At 69.2% G+C, this 21,305-nt stretch carries 14 protein-coding genes and 1 pseudogene; 8 read left to right on the forward strand and 7 right to left on the reverse strand.

What is annotated here, in order from left to right; genetic code table 11:
* Positions 1–627, reverse strand: coding sequence for a DUF3043 domain-containing protein (locus ACWDR4_RS15055; RefSeq protein WP_450408513.1), 627 nt, complete (start codon positions 625–627; stop codon positions 1–3).
* Between the two features lie 224 nt (positions 628–851).
* Here ACWDR4_RS15055 and ACWDR4_RS15060 point away from each other — a divergent pair, with 224 nt between their 5' ends.
* The 6 genes from ACWDR4_RS15060 to ACWDR4_RS15085 all read left to right on the forward strand — a co-directional run bounded on the left by ACWDR4_RS15060 (position 852) and on the right by ACWDR4_RS15085 (position 9,658).
* Positions 852–1,649, forward strand: coding sequence for a PspA/IM30 family protein (locus ACWDR4_RS15060; RefSeq protein WP_450408580.1), 798 nt, complete (start codon positions 852–854; stop codon positions 1,647–1,649).
* A 44-nt stretch (positions 1,650–1,693) separates the two neighbouring features.
* Positions 1,694–1,972 (forward strand): PspA-associated protein PspAA, encoded by a 279-nt coding sequence (gene pspAA, locus ACWDR4_RS15065; protein WP_450408516.1) that lies wholly within the window; start codon positions 1,694–1,696, stop codon positions 1,970–1,972.
* 53 nt (positions 1,973–2,025) lie between these two features.
* The gene (locus ACWDR4_RS15070) at positions 2,026–3,255 is read left to right on the forward strand and encodes a sensor histidine kinase (protein ID WP_450408581.1); all 1,230 of its coding nucleotides are present in this window, start codon (positions 2,026–2,028) and stop codon (positions 3,253–3,255) included.
* Between the two features lie 50 nt (positions 3,256–3,305).
* The gene (locus ACWDR4_RS15075) at positions 3,306–3,989 is read left to right on the forward strand and encodes a response regulator (protein WP_389350216.1); all 684 of its coding nucleotides are present in this window, start codon (positions 3,306–3,308) and stop codon (positions 3,987–3,989) included.
* Between the two features lie 180 nt (positions 3,990–4,169).
* Positions 4,170–7,286: an efflux RND transporter permease subunit gene (locus ACWDR4_RS15080; protein ID WP_450408519.1), complete on the forward strand. Its 3,117-nt coding sequence runs from the start codon at positions 4,170–4,172 to the stop codon at positions 7,284–7,286.
* 119 nt (positions 7,287–7,405) lie between these two features.
* Positions 7,406–9,658, forward strand: a complete 2,253-nt coding sequence (locus ACWDR4_RS15085) for a protein kinase domain-containing protein (protein WP_450408522.1) — start codon at positions 7,406–7,408, stop codon at positions 9,656–9,658.
* Between the two features lie 87 nt (positions 9,659–9,745).
* Here ACWDR4_RS15085 and ACWDR4_RS15090 read toward each other — a convergent pair.
* Both ACWDR4_RS15090 and ACWDR4_RS15095 read right to left on the reverse strand, forming a co-directional pair.
* Positions 9,746–9,942: pseudogene (locus tag ACWDR4_RS15090) on the reverse strand (DUF397 domain-containing protein).
* Positions 9,921–10,703, reverse strand: coding sequence for a helix-turn-helix domain-containing protein (locus ACWDR4_RS15095; RefSeq protein ID WP_450408525.1), 783 nt, complete (start codon positions 10,701–10,703; stop codon positions 9,921–9,923). The pseudogene ACWDR4_RS15090 and the gene ACWDR4_RS15095 overlap by 22 nt, the downstream one beginning before the upstream one ends.
* A 312-nt stretch (positions 10,704–11,015) precedes the next feature.
* Between ACWDR4_RS15095 and ACWDR4_RS15100 the strand changes: the two genes are divergently transcribed.
* On the forward strand, positions 11,016–11,147 hold the full coding sequence (locus tag ACWDR4_RS15100; protein WP_450408527.1) for a hypothetical protein: 132 nt from the start codon (positions 11,016–11,018) through the stop codon (positions 11,145–11,147).
* A 24-nt stretch (positions 11,148–11,171) separates the two neighbouring features.
* On the opposite strand, the gene ACWDR4_RS15105 is transcribed toward ACWDR4_RS15100, so the two are convergent.
* The 4 genes from ACWDR4_RS15105 to nadA all read right to left on the reverse strand — a co-directional run bounded on the left by ACWDR4_RS15105 (position 11,172) and on the right by nadA (position 20,634).
* The gene (locus tag ACWDR4_RS15105; protein ID WP_450408530.1) at positions 11,172–16,277 is read right to left on the reverse strand and encodes a tetratricopeptide repeat protein; all 5,106 of its coding nucleotides are present in this window, start codon (positions 16,275–16,277) and stop codon (positions 11,172–11,174) included.
* Positions 16,278–16,305: 28 nt separating this feature from the next.
* Positions 16,306–17,730 (reverse strand): esterase/lipase family protein, encoded by a 1,425-nt coding sequence (locus ACWDR4_RS15110; protein ID WP_450408532.1) that lies wholly within the window; start codon positions 17,728–17,730, stop codon positions 16,306–16,308.
* A gap of 126 nt (positions 17,731–17,856) precedes the next feature.
* Complete coding sequence (locus tag ACWDR4_RS15115) at positions 17,857–19,347, reverse strand: AAA family ATPase (protein ID WP_450408535.1); 1,491 nt, start codon at positions 19,345–19,347, stop codon at positions 17,857–17,859.
* 102 nt (positions 19,348–19,449) lie between these two features.
* Positions 19,450–20,634, reverse strand: coding sequence for a quinolinate synthase NadA (gene nadA, locus ACWDR4_RS15120; RefSeq protein WP_450408537.1), 1,185 nt, complete (start codon positions 20,632–20,634; stop codon positions 19,450–19,452).
* Positions 20,635–20,939: 305 nt separating this feature from the next.
* Between nadA and ACWDR4_RS15125 the strand changes: the two genes are divergently transcribed.
* Positions 20,940–21,296, forward strand: a complete 357-nt coding sequence (locus ACWDR4_RS15125) for an iron-sulfur cluster assembly accessory protein (RefSeq protein WP_369036767.1) — start codon at positions 20,940–20,942, stop codon at positions 21,294–21,296.
* Positions 21,297–21,305 lie beyond the last annotated feature (9 nt).

Raw genomic sequence — 21,305 nt, forward strand, 5'->3', positions numbered from 1 at the left:
TCAGGGCCGCTCTCCGCGCTTGACCTGCGGCTTCGGCAGCCGGAGGCGACGCATCTGGAGGGAGCGCATCAGCGCGTAGGCGACCGCGCCCTTCGTCCGCTCGTTCGGATGGCGCGCCGCCAGCTGCTTCTTCAGCCGGAGCGCGATGAAGACCGAGTCGACGATGATCAGCACGATCACGAAGAGCCACATCAGCAGCGCGATGCTCTGCAGCGCGCCGACCCGCACCATGCTCAGGACGAGGATGACCACGGCCATCGGCAGGAAGAACTCGGCGACACAGAAGCGCGAGTCCACGAAGTCGCGCGCGAAACGGCGCACCGGGCCCTTGTCGCGGGCGGGGAGATAGCGCTCGTCCCCGTTGGCGAGGGCCTGGCGCTGGCGGTCCATCGCGGCACGGCGCTCCTCGCGCTGTCGCTTGGCCCCCTCCTTGCGCGTCTTCGGCGTATTGGCCACGCTGCGGCGCTGGGTCTGGGCCTCGCTCCGCTTGGGAGTGGGCCTGCCCTTCGGGGCCTGCGGGTCACGGGTCTGCTTGGAGTCGGTCACGGCCGCCTTGTCGGCGGGTGCCTTCTCTTCCTTGGCGCGGCTACGGAACACAAAACCCAAGGGTAAGGGGTATCGGGGCATGGACCCCAGCCGAGTGGGGAACGATCCGGCAACGCCGGTCGTCTCTAGGAGACAGACAGTAGGGGGCCACCTACTCCCTACGCCGGAGCGGGACGGATCGCAGTCGTCCTTGGGGATGAGCGCATCGGGCCCGGAACAGTGCGGTAATGGAGTCAGGGCCCGTACTGTTGGTCCTGTTGCAGATGCTGGAGCTGGAGTCCGTCAGAAGGGGGCGCGCGAAGCCCATGAGCGGTGTCATGAAGCGTATGGGGATGATCTTCCGCGCGAAGGCGAACAAGGCCCTTGACCGGGCCGAGGACCCGCGCGAAACCCTCGATTACTCGTACCAGAAGCAGCTGGAACTGCTCCAGAAGGTGCGCCGCGGAGTCGCCGACGTGGCGACCAGCCGCAAGCGTCTGGAGCTGCAGCTCGCCCAGCTGAACAAGCAGTCCTCCACGCTGGAGGACCAGGGCCGCAAGGCGCTCGCGCTGGGCCGTGAGGACCTGGCCCGCGAGGCGCTCTCACGCCGCGCCGCCCTCCAGCAGCAGGTGACCGATCTGGAGACGCAGCACCAGACGCTCCAGGGCGAGGAGGAGAAGCTCACCCTCGCGTCGCAGCGCCTCCAGGCCAAGGTCGACGCCTTCCGCACCAAGAAGGAGACGATCAAGGCGACGTACACCGCCGCCCAGGCCCAGACCCGGATCGGCGAGGCGTTCACCGGCATCTCCGAGGAGATGGGCGATGTGGGCCTTGCGATCCAGCGCGCCGAGGACAAGACGGCCCAGCTCCAGGCGCGGGCGGGTGCGATCGACGAGTTGCTCGCCTCCGGCGCCCTGAACGACCCCACGGGCATGGCCAAGGACGACCTCCAGGCCGAGCTGGACCGGCTCTCCGGTGGTACGGATGTAGAGCTGGAGCTGCAGCGCATGAAGGCCGAGCTGGCCGGCGGATCGTCGTCGGGGCAGCAGGCCATCGAGGGCGGTGCGGGCCAGCAGCAGTCCCAGCAGCAGCCGAAGGACACTCCGCGCTTCGACAAGCAGTAACCCACAGCGGCATCTAGCAGTGGCCCACGCCTGAGGAGGGCGACATGATCGTACGGATCATGGGGGAGGGGCAGGTGAGGCTGGCGGACAGCCACCTCACCGAACTGAACAAGCTCGACGACGTACTCCTGGCGGAGATGGAGATCGGCGACGGCCCCGGCTTCCGCCGCACCCTCCACCTCCTGCTGGACAAGGTCCGCGATCTCGGCGAGCCCCTGCCGGACGACGCCCTGGACCCGTCGGACCTCATCCTCCCGTCGCCGGACGCGACGCTGGAGGAGGTCCGGGAACTGCTGGGCGACGACGGCTTGATCCCGGGCTGAGGTTCCGTTCAGCCCCGTTCAGCCCAACGCCCAGGTGAGCTACCTTGACAGACGTGACCCCCCTCCAGCGTGCCCGGCGTCACCTCAGGGCGCACCCCCTCGTGCTGGACGTGGCCCTCGCCGCGGCGGTCCTCGCCTGCATGCTGGCCGCCTCGTTCGTAGACCCGCACGGAAAGCACGGCGGCGGCTGGACCGCCCGTAATCCCGACGCCCTCAGCCTGGTCCTCATGGTCCTCGGCGCCGCGGCCCTGGTCCTCCGCCGCCGCGCCCCCATGAAGGTGCTCGCGTTCACCGGCACCGCCTCCGTCGTCGAGTCCGTCACCGCCGACCCCCGCGCCCCCGTCGCGATGTCCGCCGTGATCGCCCTCTACACCGTCGCGTCGACCACCGACCGCCCCACCACCTGGCGCGTCGGCCTCCTCACGATGACCGTCCTCACCGGCTCCGCGATGCTGGCCGGCCCCCTGCCCTGGTACGCGCAGGAAAACCTCGGCATCTTCGCCTGGACCGGCATGGCCGCGACCGCCGGGGACGCCGTACGCAGCCGTAGGGCCTTCGTGGACGCCATAAGGGAGCGCGCCGAGCGAGCCGAACGCACCCGTGAGGAGGAGGCCCGCCGCCGGGTGGCCGAGGAGCGGCTGCGAATCGCCCGTGATCTGCACGACGTGGTCGCCCATCACATCGCCCTCGTCAACGTCCAGGCCGGAGTCGCCGCACACGTCATGGACAAGCGCCCCGACCAGGCCAAGGAGGCCCTCGCCCACGTACGGGAGGCCAGCCGCTCCGCGCTGAACGAGCTGCGGGCGACGGTCGGGCTGCTGCGTCAGTCCGGGGACCCGGAGGCGCCCACCGAACCGGCCCCCGGTCTGCACCGGCTCGCCGAGCTGGTCGGCACCTTCCACAACGCCGGTCTCCAGGTCGAGGTCGCCCGCGCCGACCAGGGCACCACCCTTCCCGCGGCCATCGACCTGGCCGCCTACCGGGTGATCCAGGAAGCCCTGACGAACGTACAGAAGCACGCGGGGACGGAGGCGAAGGCCGAGGTCAGCGTCGTACGCGTGGGTCCGAACATCGAGATCACCGTGCTCGACAACGGGCCCGGGCAGGACGACGGGCCGGAGGAGGGCGGCGGGCACGGGCTGCTCGGGATGCGGGAGCGGGTCACCGCGGTCGGCGGCGACTGCACCGCCGGTCCCCGATACGGAGGCGGCTTCCGGGTGCATGCGATCCTGCCGGTGAAGAGCCGCCCGCGAGCCGCGGACAGCGCCGCCACCCCGGTATGAGACGCGCATGACGATGTATTTCGATGTATGACGATTCGTGAGGACCGCCCATGACCATCCGTGTCCTGCTCGCCGACGACCAGGCCCTGCTGCGCAGTGCCTTCCGGGTGCTCGTGGACTCGGAGTCCGACATGGAGGTGGTCGGGGAGGCGTCCGACGGGGCGGAGGCGGTGCGGCTGGCGCGGGAGCAGCGGGCCGACGTCGTGCTGATGGACATCCGGATGCCCGGCACCGACGGACTGGCCGCGACCCGGCTGATCAGCGCGGACCCGGGGCTCGCCCATGTGCGGGTGGTGATGCTGACGACGTTCGAGGTCGACGAGTACGTGGTGCAGTCGCTGCGCGCGGGCGCGTCCGGGTTTCTCGGCAAGGGGGCCGAGCCCGACGAACTGCTCAACGCCATCCGGGTCGCCTTCGGCGGCGAGGCGCTGCTGTCGCCGGCCGCCACCAAGGGGCTGATCGCCCAGTTCCTCGCGCAGGGCGACGTCCTGGACGACGGCCGTGATCCGGCCCGGGCCGAGCGGCTGGGCGCGCTGACCGGACGGGAGCGCGAGGTGCTGGTGCAGGTGGCCGGCGGGCACTCCAACGACGAGATAGCGGAGCGGCTGGAAGTCAGCCCGCTGACGGTGAAGACGCACGTCAACCGGGCCATGGCCAAGCTGGGCGCCCGGGACCGGGCCCAACTCGTCGTCATCGCCTACGAGTCCGGGCTGGTACGTCCAAGGGTGGAGTGAGATTCGAAGGGCGTACTGCGGCCGGAGTAGGGACCGGGTAAGGAAACGGGACCTGGGGGCTACGAAACAGGGGTGTCCTATGGCTCAGGGTGTAGGGGCAGGCGCTCATATGTGTGACGCGTGTAGGTGTCACGCGTGCGCCCTTCCTCCGCTCAGGCCACAGAAGAGAGACGCTCACCCATGTCCTGGCTGTCCAGGTTCAGCCTCGCGCAACGGGCCCTGATAGGGCTGATGTCGATCGTCGCGATCGTCTTCGGGGCGATAGCGATACCGCAGCTCAAGCAACAGCTGCTGCCCACCATCGAACTCCCGGTGGTGTCCGTCCTGGCGCCGTACCAGGGTGCGTCCCCCGACGTGGTGGAGAAGCAGGTCGTCGAGCCCATCGAGGACAACCTCGAAGGCGTCGACGGCATCACCGGCGTCACCTCCACGGCCAGCGAGGGCAACGCGCTGATCACGGCGTCCTTCGACTTCGGCAACGACACCAAGCAGCTGGTCGCCGACGTCCAGCAGGCCGTCAACCGGGCCCGCGTGCTGCTCCCGGACGACGTGGACCCGCAGGTCGTCGCCGGTTCGACAGACGACATCCCGACGGTCGTCCTCGCCGTCACCTCCGACCAGGATCAGCAGGCCCTCGCCGACCGGCTCGACCGCACGGTGGTCCCCGACCTGCGGGCGATCGACGGCGTCGGCCAGGTCACGGTCGACGGCGTACGGGACCTCCAGGTCACCGTCACCCCGGACGACAGGAAGCTGACGGCGGCCGGTCTCACCTCAGCGGCCCTCGCCCAGGCGCTCCAGGCGGGCGGCGCGACCGTCCCGGCGGGCTCCTTCGACGAGGACGGCAACAACCGCACGGTCCAGGTCGGCGGCGGCTTCACCTCGGTGGAGCAGATCGAGGACCTGATGGTGACGGGCGCGCCCGGCTCTCAGGCCAAGCCGGTGCGCCTCGCCGACGTCGCGGCCGTCAAGCAGGAGTCGGCGAAGGCCGACTCGATCACGCGTACGGACGGCAAGCCGAGCCTCGCGGTCAGCGTCACCATGGACAACGACGGCAGCGCGGTCGCGATCTCGGACGCGGTCGAGGACAAACTCGCCGACATGCGCAAGGACTTGGGGACCGGGGCCACGATCACGGTGGTCAGCGACCAGGGCCCGGCGGTGGCGAAGTCCATCAAGGGCCTGACGACGGAGGGCGGCCTCGGCCTGCTCTTCGCGATCATCGTCATCCTGGTCTTCCTGGCCTCGGTGCGCTCGACCCTCGTCACGGCGGTCTCGATCCCGCTGTCGGTGGTCCTGGCGCTGATCGTCCTGTGGACCAGGGACCTGTCCCTGAACATGCTGACGCTGGGCGCGCTGACGATCGCGATCGGCCGGGTCGTCGACGACTCGATCGTGGTCCTGGAGAACATCAAACGCCACCTCGGCTACGGCGAGGAGCGCCAGGAGGCCATCCTCAAGGCGGTCAGGGAAGTCGCGGGCGCGGTGACGTCCTCGACGCTCACGACGGTCGCGGTGTTCCTGCCGATCGGCCTCGTCGGCGGCATGGTCGGCCAGCTGTTCGGCTCGTTCAGCCTGACGGTGACGGCGGCCCTGCTGGCGTCGCTCCTGGTCTCCCTGACGGTCGTACCCGTCCTCTCCTACTGGTTCCTGCGAGCCCCGAAGGACACCCCGGACGACGCGGACGAGGCCCGCAGGCTGGCCGAGGAGAAGGAGGCGAAGAGCAGGCTCCAGCGCGTGTACGTGCCTGTCCTGCGGTTCGCGACCCGGCGCCGGCTGATGAGCGTGGCGATCGCGGCGGTCGTCCTGATCGGCACCTTCGGCATGGCCCCGCTCCTGAAGACGAACTTCTTCGACCAGGGCGAGCAGGAAGTCCTCACCGTCAAGCAGGAGTTGAAGCCGGGTACGAGCCTGGCGGCGACGGACGTCCAGGCGCAGAAGGTCGAGCAGCTGCTCGCGGACGTGAAGGGCGTCAAGGACTACCAGGTGACGATCGGCTCGTCCGGCTTCCTGGCGGCCTTCGGCGGCGGCACGGACACCAACCAGGCCTCGTACCAGATCATGCTGGAGGACTCCGCGTCGGCGGACGACGTCCAGGACCGGATCGAGGAGGGCCTGGGCAAGCTCTCCGGTATCGGTACGACCACCATCGCGGCCGGTGACGGCTTCGGCAGCCAGGATCTGAGCGTCGTCGTGAAGGCGGCGGACGCGGACGTCCTGCGCGAGGCGGCGGACGAGGTCCGCGACACGGTGGCCGGCCTGGACGACGTCACCGACGTCACCAGCAACCTGGCGCAGAGCGTGCCGCGTATCTCGGTGCGGGCCAACTCCAAGGCGGCGGCGGCCGGTTACAACCAGCAGACGCTGGGCGCGGCGGTCGCCGAGGCGGTCAGGGGCACGACGGCCGCCAAGGCGACCCTGGACGACACCGAGCGCGACGTCGTCATCAGGTCGGCGAAGCCGGCAGGCACCCTGGCCGAGCTGAAGGCCCTCCAGCTGGGCGCGGTGAAGCTCGGCGACATCGCGGACGTCCAGCTGGTCGACGGCCCCGTGTCGATGACCCGGATCGACGGCCAGCGGGCCGCCACGATCTCGGCCCGCCCGACCGGCGACAACACGGGCGCGGTCAGCGCGGACCTCACGACCAAGCTGGACGCGCTGAAGCTCCCGGAGGGCGCGACGGCGGAGATCGGCGGGGTGACGTCGGACCAGGACGACGCGTTCAAGAACCTGGCGCTGGCGATGCTGGCGGCGATCGCGATCGTCTTCATGCTCCTGGTGGCGACGTTCCGCTCGCTGATCCAGCCGCTGATCCTGCTGGTGTCGATCCCGTTCGCGGCGACGGGCGCGATCGGCCTGCTGGTGATCACGGGCACCCCGATGGGCGTCCCGGCGATGATCGGCATGCTGATGCTGATCGGCATCGTGGTGACGAACGCGATCGTGCTGATCGACCTGATCAACCAGTACCGAGGCCAGGGCTACGGAGTCGTCGAAGCCGTGGTCGAAGGCGGCCGGCACCGTCTCCGCCCGATCCTGATGACGGCCCTGGCGACCATCTTCGCCCTCCTCCCGATGGCACTGGGCGTGACGGGCGAGGGCGGCTTCATCGCCCAGCCGCTCGCGGTGGTCGTCATCGGCGGTCTGATCACGTCAACCGCCCTGACCCTGCTGCTCGTTCCGACGCTCTACGCGATGGTGGAGCTGCGGAAGGAACGGCGGGCGAAGAAGAAGGCGGCGAAGAAGACCGGCACGACGGGCACGCCGGTGCAGGAGGCGGAGCCCGCGGGCGTGTGACCGTCCGACCCCACAGCGGCCGGGTGTCGAACCCCCGAGGTTCGGTACCCGGCCGTCGGCGTGATCGGGTTCCGTATTGTGTGGGCTCGAACTGCCGTACATGGGAAGGGGAATCGGGCGTGCCGCTGCACAAGGAGGACCCGAAATCGGTCGGCGGGTACAAACTGGTCGATCGGCTCGGCTCCGGCGGCATGGGCATCGTCTACCGGGGCAGGTCGCGCTCCGGGCGTGAGGTCGCCGTGAAGGTGGTGCACGCCCAGTACGCTGAGGACAAGGTCTTCCGCGCCCGGTTCCGGCAGGAGATCGAGGCCGTCCGCAAGGTGAGCGGCGCCTTCACCGCACCGGTCGTGGACGCCGATCCCGAGGCGGTACGGCCCTGGATGGCGACCCAGTACGTGCCCGGACGCTCCCTCGCCGACCGTATCCGCGAGGGCGGCGCCCTGCGTCCGGCGGAACTGCGGCAGCTGGCCCTCGGCATGGTGGAGGCGCTGCGGGACATCCACCGGGCCGGGGTCGTGCACCGGGACCTGAAGCCGGCGAACGTCCTGCTGGCCGAGGACGGCCCCCGTGTCATCGACTTCGGCATCTCCCGCGCGGCGGAGAACCACCAGACCCTGACCGAGACCGGCCAGATGATCGGCACCCCGCCCTTCATGTCACCGGAGCAGTTCACCGACGCCCGCAAGGTCGGACCCGCCTCGGACGTCTTCTCCCTCGGGGCGCTCCTGGTGTTCTCGGCCACCGGACGCGGCCCCTTCGACGCCGACAGCCCCTACCTGACCGCCTTCCGGGTCGTCCACCATGCGCCCGAACTGGGCGGCGTGGCGCAGCCGTTGCGCGCGGTCCTGGAGCGCTGCCTGACCAAGGAGGCCGCCGACCGGCCCGGACTCGACGCACTGGCCCAGGAGTTCGAGGCGGCCCTGCCCGAACCCGACCCCGCCGATCCGGGCACCATGACGCTCCGCCGGGACGTGCTGCGGACCGTCGAGGAGACCCACGCCGGTGGTGCCGACCCGGCGGCGCCCACACGGGCCACAGGGGCCAGGCGCGCAGGGGGCCGCAGAGGCCACAGGGTCCGCACGGTGCTGGCGACGGTCTGCACGATGAGCGTGCTGGCCCTGGGGACGGCGTGGTACATCGGGTTCGGGCCGGGTTTCGCCGCCGACTCCCCGGCGGCGAGCACCGCCCCGGCCGCGGGTTCCCGCTGGGCGGTGGTGCCCACCGGATGGCAGCCCTGGCAGAGGACGATGTTCGAGACGGCGGCGCGGGGCGAGGTCAACGCGCTGGCGATGGACAGCGGTGACCCGGGCGACGCCACCTGCCGGCGGTACGAGGACGCGGTCTACTGCGCGGGCAACAACGTCCTCCCGGTCCGGCTGGACGGCCGTACCGGCGACACCGTCTGGCGCTCCGCGCTCGCGTCCTCCGCCGAGGGCGCGGACACGGGGCGGAACGTCTTCGAACTCCTCGGGGTGCTGGACGACGCGATGCTCGTCCAGCACTCCGTCTACGACGACACCGGGGGCGCGAAGGCCAGCATCGTCGCCCTCGACACCGAGAGCGGCGAGCAGCTGTGGGCCCGCGAGCGGAGCAACGCGACCGTCGACCAGATCGTGTCCGGCGACCTCGTCCTGACCCCCGACACCAGCGGCCGGCTGGTGACGGCCCGTTCCCCGCGCACCGGCGCCGACCGCTGGACCACGCAGCTGCCCTCCGGCGACTACTGCCAGTTCACGACGGCCGGCTCCCGCCTGTATGCGCACTGCTTCCCGGACGACGAGACCCAGGACGCCGTGCTCCTGGAGCTGGACAAGGCCGACGGATCGGTGCTCCAGCGGCTGAAGACCCCGTACACGAGCGGTCTGCTCGGGACCGTCGACGGCCGGCTGGCCTTCGTGGTCGGGGGCGACATCGGCCCGGCGCGCCCCGAGGAGCTGACGTTCGGCGAGATCTGGCTGCTCGACCCGGACACCGGCGCCGCCACCACGACGAAGCTGACGAAGACCTATGACGGCTCGGTGCGGCTGGCCGCCGACACCCTGTGGACAGCCCAGGCCAACGGCCAGGTGACCGCCGTGTCCCCGCTGACCGGCAAACAGCTGTGGCAGACCCGGACCGGCGTCGAGGGCTCGGGGCAGCCCACGTACGACGCCCGCACCCGCACCCTCTACCTGTCCAGTACCAGTGGCCGGGTCGCCGCCCTCGACACCCGCAAGGGCACGCTGCTGTGGGAGACGGGCGCACACGCCGAGCAGCTCGCGAGCGGCGACGTGATCAAGTCCCAGGTACTGCCGTACGGCGGCGCGCTGATCGTGAGCACCCCGGACGGCACCGTCTTCAGCCTCGACCCCGCTCACCACGCAGGGGGGTAAGGGGGGAGGGGTGAGGGGGGGAGAAGGACGGCCGGGTCGCGTATGCGACCCGGCCGCTTTCCTTGTTCTGTCTTACGCCGTTCTGTCCTACGCCTTCAGGGAGTTGACGAAGGTGTCCCAGATCGCGGCTGGGACGACGAGTACGGGACCTTGGGGGTTCTTGCTGTCGCGGACGGGGACGACGCCGGGGAGGTCCTCGGTGATCTCGACGCAGGCCCCCCATTGGCGTTGCTGTAGCTGCTCCGGCGCCAGCGGGTGGAACTCAGCTCGGGGGTGTGTCGCATGACTTGTAGTCCTCCATGGCCTGTTGGATCAGCTCCGCCGAGTCCCGGTCCTCGTAGAGGTGGCCGACCTCGATGCCCTCTTCATAGGCCAGGGTGGAGCCGTTGGGAAGAGCCAGCAGATGCAGTGAGCCGCCCATCAGGTAGTACGGACCGGCACTGAAGGGCATCACCTGGACCTTACTGTCCGGAGTATCCACCTGTTCGAGCAGCTGGGCCAGTTGCTTGTGCATGCACGCCGCGCCGCCGAACGGCCGCCGGAGGACTGCCTCGTCGATGATCGACCACCGCAGCGGGGGCTGGGCTGAGCGGAGGCGATCCTGGCGGGACATTCGGGCGTTGACGAGTTCTTCGGTTTGCTCGCGGGCCAGCTCCTCCTGGAGGCTGAGCTGGGCGTTGGCGTACTCCCTGGTCTGCAACAGCCCTGAGACGACCTGCGGATCGTAGGTCTCGATGACCTCCGCCTGCGCCTCAAAGTCCATGAACCGGCGGTACTGGTCCGGATGCGCCTCGCGTTTCGCCAGTTCGTACAGCCCGTGGAAGTGCTTGTCCGTGCCGAAGGCCGCGTCGAGTTGGGCGGGCAGGTCGGGTGGCGGCATCAGTTCGGCTGTCTCGACGCGGGCCAGCGTGCTCTTGCTGGAGTTGAGGATCTCCGCCAGCTGTACGAGGGACAGTCGCGCGGCCTCGCGGTGGCGGCGCTGCTCGGCGCCGAAGTAGTGGCGGGCTGAGTGGTACGGGGTCAGCTGCTGTGGCTTGAAGGTCATCGATCGCACCCTTCGTTTCGTGTCTGTGGTGGTTCCGGTTGGCGTCCCGATCTCAACGCTGGGACACGGGCTCCCTGTTGAGGATGCGTGCCACTCGGTGACGATTTGTGCACAAACGGTAAGCGAAGGGAGTCGCGTGATGATGCGCGACGGAAGAGGTACCCGCCTACGGCTGCTGCCGTGGACCACACCCGAGGGCGGAGCGTGCTACCTGAGCACCTCCGACCCGAACAGTCGACTGTCGTGCCTGGCGGACGAGTTGGAGACGGAACTTCTCGACTCGGCGGAGTTCGTGCTCGGCAGGCGAAGCCGTTGCTGGCCGGGGAGGGCGTGGGGGAGCGGGAGTTGAGGTTCACCGGGGTACGGCTTGCCGAGGCGCTGGGGGATGCGTTGCGGATCGCGGTGAGTCGGGGTGCGCGACTGCCGGAGAACTGGGACAACTAGCTGCGGATTCACCGCCGGCCTGCGCTATGAGGGTCGCGGCTGGGTCAGTGCCTGGATGAGGCGTAGCCAGTGCGTCGAGTGTTGCTGGCCGTGGAGGGCGCTGAGGGTGGCCAGCTCGGAGACGAGGCGGTTGCGGGTTTCGGGGTCCGCTGCGGCTGCGGCGGCGGTCAGTTCGTCGGGGGCGAGGGCATTGACGGCTTCGGGGGTGCCGGAGAGGAGACGGGCGGCCCGGGTATGGGTTTCGTATGACGGTTCGTCGTTGAAGACCGTGAGTTCGATTGCTGCGGCGTACCAGAGGGCATCGGCGTTGCCTTCATGGATCGCCTTGAGTACGTGTTGCTGGAGGGTGCTGCGATCCTCGACGCACTTGAAGGCCGTGTCGATGCCGTGGTTACGGGCGATACAGAGGATGGCTGCGTGCAGAGCGGCGTCGGAGGTCAGGGGATCGGTGGCCATGAGGGTCTGTTCGGCGGACTCGTCAAGGAAGAGTTCGCTGTTTTCCTGCAAGACGCGTTTGGAGTCGTCCCAGCGTTTGGTGTTTATCCAGGCTGTGAGCCGGTCTCGGAGGATCAGGTCCTTGTAGACACCTGCTGCTCCTTTGGAGCGGATCGAGCTCAGGACGGCTCGGTGCTGGTCGGCGACGGAGGTGACAAGTGTGAACTCCGCCAGGGCCGTTGAGGCGTCTTCCGAAGCGAGGACATCGATGTGGGCAGACCAGAACTCCTGGCTTTCTGCCCAAGTGCGGGTGGCCATCCATGCTTCGACCACCTCCAGCGTCTCTCTGGAGAGCGACAACCATGGTGGCGCCGGGGTTCCTGTCTCCTGGTGCCAGACCTGTTCCAAGAGGTTGCGGTTGTGTGGGGTCCTGTGTGCGAACGACCGAAGCGTTGTACGGATGCGGAGGCTGGTGTGGTCGGGATGCTCGGTCGGTTCGACGACGAGCAGTCGGATCAGCCCTCGCAGGGCTGCTTCAGGTGTCCTGCCGGATCGCCTGAGTATGAAGGACTCGCGCTGGCACTCGATCGCCCGTTGGGCAGCGGGGTGTTCTTCGGCGAGGTCGGCTGCTGCCTCTGTGTAGCACTGGAGGGCTACGGACGCGTTGTCTGTGGCTGCGAGTCGGTCAGCGAGGTTGTTGAGGGAGATGACGAGCTTGTGCAGGTGGGTGGTGGGGTCGGCTTGGGTGAGTTGGGTGTAGTGGCGGACGGCTTCGTGGGCGGGTGCGAGTGCGCTTTCGTGGTCCCCGGTGTCGGCGAGCCGGATGGCGAGGTTGTTGAGGGTGTGGGCGAGGTCGGGCAGGTGGGTGGTGGGGTCGGCTTGGGTGAGTTGGGTGTAGTGGCGGACGGCTTCGTGGGCGGGTGCGAGTGCGCTTTCGTGGTCCCCGGTGTCGGCGAGCCGGACGGCGAGGTTGTCGAGGGAGTTGGCGAAGTCGGGCAGGTGGGCGGTGGGGTTGGCCTGGGCGAGGGTGCGTCGGATGCGGACGGCTTCCTGGACGGCTTTGAGTGCGCCTTCGTGGTCCCCGGTCCCGGCGAGCCGGACGGCGAGTGTGTTGAGCGAGTTGGCGAGGTCGGGTAGGTGGGCGGCGGGGTTGGCCTGGGTGAGTTGGGTGTAGTGGCGGACGGCTTCGTGGGCGGGTGCGAGTGCGCTTTCGTGGTCCCCGGTGTCGGCGAGCCGGATGGCGAGGTTGTTGAGGGCCCGGGCGAGGTCGGGCAGATGGGCGGCGGGGCTGGTCTGGGCGAGGGTGCGTCGGATGCGGACGGCTTCGTGGGCGGGTGCGAGTGCGGCTTGGCTGTTCCCTGTCTCGGCGAGCTGGATGGCGAGTGTGTTGAGGGAATTGGCCAGGTTGGGCAGGTAGGTGGCGGGGCTGGTCTGGGCGAGTCGGGCGAAGTAGCGGACGGCTTCTTGGACGGCTTCCAGCGCGCCTTGGCGGTCTCCGGTGTCGGCGAGCCAGACGGCGAGTGTGTTGAGGGAGTTGGCGAGGTTGGGCAGGTGAGCGGCGGGGCTGGCTTGGGCGAGTGCGCGTCGGATACGGACGGCCTCGTGAGTGGCTTCGAGTGCGCCTTCGCGGTTTCCGGTCTCAGCCAGGGACACAGCGAGGTTGTTGAGGGTTCTGGCGAGGTCGGGCAGGTGGGCGGCGGGGTTGGCCTGGGCGAGTTGGGTGCAGTGGCGGACGGCTTCCCGGGCGGGTTCCAGCGCGCCTTCGCGGTCCCCGGCTCCGGACAGATGATTGGCGAGGTTGTTGAGGGAGGAGGCGAGGTCGGGTAGGTAGGCGGCGGGGTTGGCCTGCGCGAGTGCACGTCGGATGCGGACGGTTTCGTGGGCGGGTTCGAGCGCGCCCAGATGGTCCCCGGTGTCGGCGAGCCGGTTGGCGAGTGTGTTGAGGGAGGAGGCGAGGCTGGGTAGATGGGTGGCGGGGTTGGCCTCGGCGAGTGCACGTCGGATACGGACGGCTTGCTGGACGGGTTCGAGTGCGCCCTGGCGGTCTCCGGTCCCGGCCAGCCGTGTGGCGAGTGTGTTGAGGGAGTTGGCGAGGTCGGGCAGGTGGGCAGCGGGGCTGGTCTGGGCGAGTTGGGTGTAGTAGAGGACGGCTTCGTGGGCGGGTTCGAGTGCGCCTTCGCGGTCCCCTGCCTCGGCCAGATGATTGGCGAGGTTGTTGAGGGAGTTGGCGAGGCCGGGCAGGTGGGCGGCGGGGTTGGCTTCGGCGAGTGCGCGTCGGATGCGGACGGCCTCGTGAGTGGGTGCGAGTGCGCCCTCGCGGTCTCCGGTCCCGGCCAGGGCCACAGCGAGTGTGCTGAGGGCGCTGGCGAGGCCCGGGAGATGGACGGAGGAGCCGCCGTCGGTGAGAGATCGGTAGGTCTCGGCGGCCTCCTGCGAAAGCTCCAGGGCAGCCGCTCGGTTCCCGCTCTTCGACAGTGCGACCGCGGAGTCGTGCAGCGCCTCCGCGAGATGAGGCAGGGCACTGCCCCTGTCCCACACGACAAGCTCACGCAGAACGTCGATCCCCGGCCCGGGAGCCTCCGCCCACAGCGCATGCGTGGCCAGCCATTCCCGCACGTACGGATCGACAGCCCCCCAATCCCCGACCACCGCCTGCTGCCTGAGCAGACCGACGATCGTCCCCAGCACCACCTCCCCGGCAGCCGTCCCCTCAGGCCCTTCGCGCCCCCGCAAATACGACACGAACTCCCGGTGATACAGCCGGTACACGGCCTGGGACCCCTCGCTGTCCTCGACGACGTAGCGTCCGTAGGAGGACAGCACCCAGTCCACGTCGCTCTCGTCATAGCCCGTGCCCTCGCCGCAGCCCCCCAACGCCGAGGCCACCGCCTCCCACACCCCACCGGCAGGCATACCCCGCCCCGCGGCCCAGGCCAGGGCCGTGAGCAAGTCGCGTGCCGCAGAGGGAAGTTCGGCGCCGTCGTCGCGTACCCGGGTCGGTCCGGACCGCAGATCCTCCTCGAACGCGGCCTCGACGGAGTCCGGCAGGCGCGCCACCAGGTCGTCGCCGTCGATGGCCTCTCCGGCGCCCCTGTCCCGGATCTCCGCGATGAGGAAGCCGGTCACCAGCCGAGCGAAGAGGAAACCGCCCCCCTCTGCGGTCGCCCGGCCCGCCACAGCTCCCGCGACCGCTTCCCCGGCGACATCGGCAGCGTCGAATCGCCTCTTCACGTACCCGGCGATGTCCTCCCGCGTGTCGGGCTCGTTGCCGAGATCCACCGCGCTGGCCCCCGTCCCGACATGCCGGGCCAGGGCAGTCGGCAAGGTCTCCCCGTCCGCGAGCTGGCCGCGGAAGGACCGCTCCCGTGAACCGACAAGTACCGGGACCATCCGACTCAGCGGGAAGACGAGCTCCTCGATCATCCCCTGCGTGTGCTCCGCAGGCACCTCGTCAAGACCGTCCAGCACGATCACTGGAAGCGCCTCCAACTCGCGCAGCTCGGCCCGAAACGCGTCCGCGTTCCGCGGCTCCCGCAGCCCCAGCCGCCCCGCCAACTCGGCCGCCGCCTGTGTCGCGTTCAACCCCCGAAGATGCACGGCCGCGAAGGACCGGGAATCCCGCTCCCCCGGATCCGGGTCGCCCTCCCGCAACGCCCCCTGTCGTACTGCCTCCGCCCGCTGCACGGCATCCGCGAGCGTAGCGATACGCCCCAGCACCGCCGACTTACCGCACCCCGCCGGTCCCGTGACGAGAAACAACCCGGGCTGACCCGTCTCCATCCACTCGACGATCTGCCCGAGCACCCGCCGCCGCCCGGTGAAGAACCACCCTTCCTCCCGGTGCCCGACCCCGCGCGCCGCGAGCACCAGGTGTTCCACGAGGACGGGCGGAGCCCCGGGCACGGCAAGCGGGTTGGGAAAGGCACGGCTCTCGTCACCCGCCGCAACGCGCACAGGTCGCTGGCTGTCTTCCTCCCACCTCGTCGGCAGGGCGGCCAGCACTTCGACCCCGGTGATGAGTTCGTTCCGCGTGCTCCACGCGGACAGATACTCGTCCGTCCTTGGCCCTTTCCTCAGTACCTCAGCCAGTGCTCGGAACAGAGGACCGTCGCTCGCAGACTTCTCGTTCCGCTGGCAACTCGCCATGAAGCCCAGCCACTTCGTACGACCGGGCGGCAAGGAAACTTCCGCCCAGTGGTCCAGAGCGGTCTGCACGCTCTGTCCGGCGCCGTCCCCCGAATAGCAGGCGTCGACGAGGACGAGGATCTGGTCCGCGTCGGAGGACACGGCGTGGTCAACCAGTTCCTCGACCGAGACGCCCCGATTGCGGATCTCCCTCTTACGGGCTGCGGAGTGATTGCCCGGCACCAAGTCCCGGAGAACAAGCCGGAGTTGTTCGTCGACAAGGACACCGTGCCCGGACCAGAGGATCAGCGCGGGCTTCCTGGCGCCCGCTTCCCGCCAGCCCTCACTCCACTCCCGCACCTCCCGATCGAACGCCCCCCGATCCGGATCACCCCCACCAACAACCCGAACCTCGTACCCCAGTTCCTTCAACCGCCCGGCGATCCCCGCCATCTGCGCCTTCGCGCCCACCAGTTGAGGAAACGTCCCCGAGTCGTCGTACACCTCGCACACCACACACAGCGCCGTCCCCTTGAAAGCGGGCGGCTCCCCAGACTCCCCAGAAGACATGCCACTCACCCCGCCAACCCCACCCACCTCAGACATCCCTCTCCGCCACCAACACCAACCCCGTCACCGCCACCTCAGGCGCGCTCCGCGCACTCACCCGCACCCGATGCGCCCCCACCGCCAACCCACCCAGCACCGCCACGTACCGCCCACCGCCCAGATTCCGCAACGTCCGCTCAGGACCCCCACCTTCCACGGACACCGCGACAGCCAACTCGTCGTACCCCGACACCCGTTCAGGCACCGTGACGGTCACCTCGCACGCCTCGCCCTCGATCACCGTGTCCGGCAGGCTGACCCCGAGCGGCGCGGCCCCCGACTCCTCCGCCGGCCCCCGGTGCACCGGCGCCGCCCCCGTAAGCCAGCCCCAAAGCGCCCACCGCACACCGGTGTTGTTCTGCAGGGACCCGTGCTGCTCCCAGGGCGTGTACGCGGCCTCGCCCCTCCCCACCCGCGCGCTGGACAGCCGAGGCACCCGCCCGTCGCCGCCCTCGTCGGCGCCGTCGATCGTGGGCAGCCCCGTCAACACGCCCTCACCGTCGAGGTCGGCCGTCGTCGGAGTCGGTTGCAGCACACCGCTCACTGGCGTGAACTCGACTCCGTACGCGGCGCCCTGACGCGACTCCCGCAGCGCCTCGTGGAACAGTCCTGCGTCCTTCAGCAGCGCCTCGTCGACCCCCGGCAGGCCGGTCACCTCACGCGCGTACCGGAGTTCGGTGTGGCCGGGAACGCCCCGCAAGCACGCGTAGTCCGGCGTCAGTTGATGCAGTGAGGGGAGGCTGCGCGCGAACCGGGTGAGGTCGATCCGGACGGGACCGAACCCCGGGCGCATGCCGTTGACCAGGGTCAACAGGGCGTCCAGGGAGCCCCGGTACGGCGTCCCCAGGGTGATGACGCGCCGGGTGATCTCGGCCCCGCCGTACTGCTCGACGTACTGCCGGGTGATCAGTCCGCCCATGGAGTGGCAGACGAAGACGGCCTTGGCGTCTGCGCGTTCCGGCGCCGACGCGCGCCGGCGTCCCAGCTCCTCGACGACGCGCTCGGCGAGACGGGCAGCGTTGTAGCGGCAGGAGAGCCGCCAGTCGTAGGCGAACTCGATGAGGTTCGCGGGAGTGGACGGATCGTCGTCCGGCAGGCGACGGCCTAGCGTGAAGTGTCGTTCCAGCCACTCCACCAGGCCGCTGTACCCGTCTACCAGCGGTCCGGTGCCGGGGAGGGCGTGCAGGTCGGGCATCAGGCCTACCGGACGTACGCCGTCGCCGGGGTGGCCGTCACCGATGTCGGCGGGGAGCGTCAGTCGGGTGACCGACTTTCCGAAGGTCCGGATGCCTCGTAGCAGTGCACTCCCCGAGAGCCCCCAGACCTCCTTCCCCTCCGCGTCCGCCAACCGGCTGCCCAGAATGCCCGGAACCACGACCACCAGATCGCCGACATGCTCGCGCTGCGTCGCCATACTGCCCCCGTTTGTACACGCACTGTGAGGCGACCAGGGTAATGACGCAGCGCGGTCGCCGATATGTGGTTGGCCGAGTTCGCAAGGAAAGTACGTACGCTCTCAAGCCCCTGAGAGGGACGATGGCTATGACCCGCCGTACAGGCGTTTCAGGTCGACCAGGATGACCTCACCGCGCTCGGCAGCCGCATGCAGCTCTGGGGAGAAGCCGACGCCGCTGTAACAGGCGAGGCGGGCATGGCTCGTGTCGATGCCTCGTGCCGCCAGGAGTCCGATGATGTGCCGGAGGCGTTCGAGGTGGCGTACGTCCATCACCTTGTTCCACTTTGCCTCGCCGACCGACAGCAGGATGCCGTGGTCCTGGCCGACGGCCCCGCGTACGACGACGTCGACCTCGTGGGAGGTGCGCGCCGCCGGATCGGGGACGGTTCCCGAGGTGACGTCGATGGGCAGACCGCCGAAGGTGTCGGTTTCGGCGTGCCAGGCGACCCACTCGCGGCACAACTGCTCGAAGTGGGGTCCGACGACCTTGCTGAGAAATGTGTCCCGGGACAGGGACCAGGTCGTCTTCAGGTTGCGTCGCTCGGTCATAAGGGCTTGGTTACGGCGTACCACCGCGTGGTGGAACGTGATCAGCGGTTCGGCGATGCGGTAAGCACTGCGGTTGCCGCGGAAGGCGTCCGCTTCCAAGGTCAGCAGTCCGCATCGCTTGAGTACCGTCAACGGCTGGGAGATATCGGTGGCCTTGCGGCCCACCGCGCCCGCGATGCCACCGCTGGTGTGGTTTCCGGCCGCGACAGCCGCGAGGACGGAGTGGTAGAGCGCGCGATCGCGTACGTCCGGTTCGGCGGCCAGCAGGAACTCCGCTTCGCCGTGGATGGGGCGCATGGGGTTCAGGACCGTACGGCACACCCAGTCGTCGAAGTCGTCCAGTCCCTCTGGCACGTCGTTGGCCACGAACTCCCGCCGGTAGGCCGGGGTTCCGCCGACCACGGCGTGCGTGAGGACGGCGAGCCTCGGGTCGGTGATGCCCCAGAACTCGGCCGCTTCCCGGTAACCCAGGGAGTGCACGACGAGGTTGAGTCTCGCGCGGCCGTACAACGGTGACGTGCCGGAGAGCAGGCCGCCCATGAACGACATCGCGCTGCCGCAAAGGAGGATGCGGGGGTGGTGGCGCAGATCGCGGCCGAATCCGGCTCCGATGGCCGCCTGGAGGCGGGAAGTGAGGGAGGTGTCGCCCCGGACCAGATACGGGAACTCGTCGATGACGATCGTGACGGGGCGCTGCGCGGCCAGGTCGAAGAGCAGTTCCAGGGCCTCGCTCCAGTGTTGGGGGCGGGGTGGCACGGGAGCGTCCGTGAATCGTCCGATCTCCTCGCCGAGCAGACTCAGGGACTCGGTCCGCGTGGCCTCGACAGCCGCGAAGTAGAAGCCGTTCGTCGCTGCGGTGAGGGCTTTGAGCAGGAAGCTCTTTCCCTGTCGGCGGCGCCCGGAGACGACCGCGAGATGTGGTCCGGGCTCCTCGTTGGCGACGAATGCGGTCAGCTCGCTCCACTCCCAGTCGCGGTCGAAGACCTGGGACGGCTTGGGAATGTTGCGGCGGGGCGGTCGCGGCACGGTCAGTCACCTCGTTCTTAGGGATGCATATCTAAGATGTACATCCCTAAGAACGCGAGCGCACCCGAATGGACACGGGCAGCGGCAGCGCCGTCCACCCGTCTACGGCAGCGCCAGCATCCGCTCCAGCGCCAGCTTCGCGAACGCCTCCGTCTCCCGGTCCACCGAGATCTGGTTCACCAGCTTGCCCTCGGCCAGGGACTCCAGGGTCCAGACCAGGTGGGGGAGGTCGATGCGGTTCATCGTCGAGCAGAAGCAGACCGTCTTGTCGAGGAAGGCGATCTCCTTGCCCTCGGGCGCGAAACGGTTCGCCAGTCGGCGTACCAGGTTCAGCTCGGTCCCGATGGCCCACTTGGAACCGGCCGGGGCCGCCTCCAGGGCCTTGATGATGTACTCGGTCGAGCCGACGTAGTCCGCCGCCTCCACCACCTCGTGCTTGCACTCCGGGTGGACCAGGACGTTCACGCCGGGGATCCGGGCCCGGACGTCGTTCACCGAGTCCAGCGAGAAACGCCCGTGCACCGAGCAGTGGCCGCGCCACAGGATCATCTTCGCGTCGCGCAGCTGCTCCGCGGTCAGACCGCCGTTGGGCTTGTGCGGGTTGTAGAGGACGCAGTCGTCGAGCGACATGCCCATGTCCCGGACGGCAGTGTTCCGGCCCAGGTGCTGGTCCGGCAGGAACAGGATCTTCTCGCCCTGCTCGAACGCCCACTCGAGGGCGCGCTGGGCATTGGACGACGTACAGATCGTGCCGCCGTGCTTGCCGGTGAACGCCTTGATGTCCGCCGAGGAGTTCATGTACGACACGGGCACGACCTGGTCGGCCACCCCGGCCTCGGTCAGGACGTCCCAGCACTCCGCGACCTGCTCGGCCGTCGCCATGTCCGCCATCGAGCAGCCCGCGGCCAGGTCGGGCAGGACCACCTTCTGCTCGTCGCCGGTCAGGATGTCCGCCGACTCCGCCATGAAGTGCACACCGCAGAACACGATGTACTCCGCCTCCGGACGCGCCGCCGCGTCCCGGGCCAGCTTGAAGGAGTCGCCCGTGACGTCCGCGAACTGGATGACCTCGTCGCGCTGGTAGTGGTGGCCGAGCACGAAGACCTTGCTGCCGAGCTTCTCCTTGGCCGCACGCGCACGTGCCACCAGGTCGGGGTCGGAGGGGGAGGGCAGGTCGCCGGGACACTCGACGCCACGCTCGCTCTTCGGGTCGGCCTCACGGCCGAGGAGCAGCAGGGCGAGGGGCGACGGCTGTACGTCGAGTTCCTGGGTCTGGGCGGTGGTCACGACACGCACCCTTTCTGTTCTGCGGACTGTGCTGATGAAGGATGGACCTTTTCGTCGAATTGACGCTATCTATCGTAACCCCTTCACGTCACTTTGACGAGGTCCATAGCGTCGATGTGACATGAATCCCGCGGCCTGTCCGCGGCCTGTCCGGAGCCCGTCCACAGGCCGCTGTTCGCGTTCTTGCGTGTGTGCGAGCATGGAGGGAGAACGGAAAGAACAGACTCTCGGCCCGGAATGAATCCGCGGCCCCGCCGGTTGCACTCGTCGGCAAGCAGTCTCCGTACAACCCGGGAGAGATGTAGATGTCCGTATCGGACGAGACCAGCACCGTCACCGACGGCATCATCCTGTCCGACGCCGCCGCGGCGAAGGTCAAGGCCCTGCTCGACCAGGAAGGCCGCGAGGATCTCGCCCTGCGCGTCGCGGTTCAGCCCGGCGGTTGCTCGGGCCTGCGCTACCAGCTGTTCTTCGACGAGCGTTCCCTCGACGGTGACGTTCTCAAGGACTTCGGCGGCGTCAAGGTCGTCACCGACCGGATGAGCGCTCCCTACCTCGGCGGCGCCTCCATCGACTTCGTCGACACGATCGAGAAGCAGGGCTTCACGATCGACAACCCGAACGCGACGGGCTCCTGCGCCTGCGGCGACTCCTTCAGCTAAACCCCAGGT

The organism is Streptomyces sp. NPDC000878 (assembly GCF_053599695.1).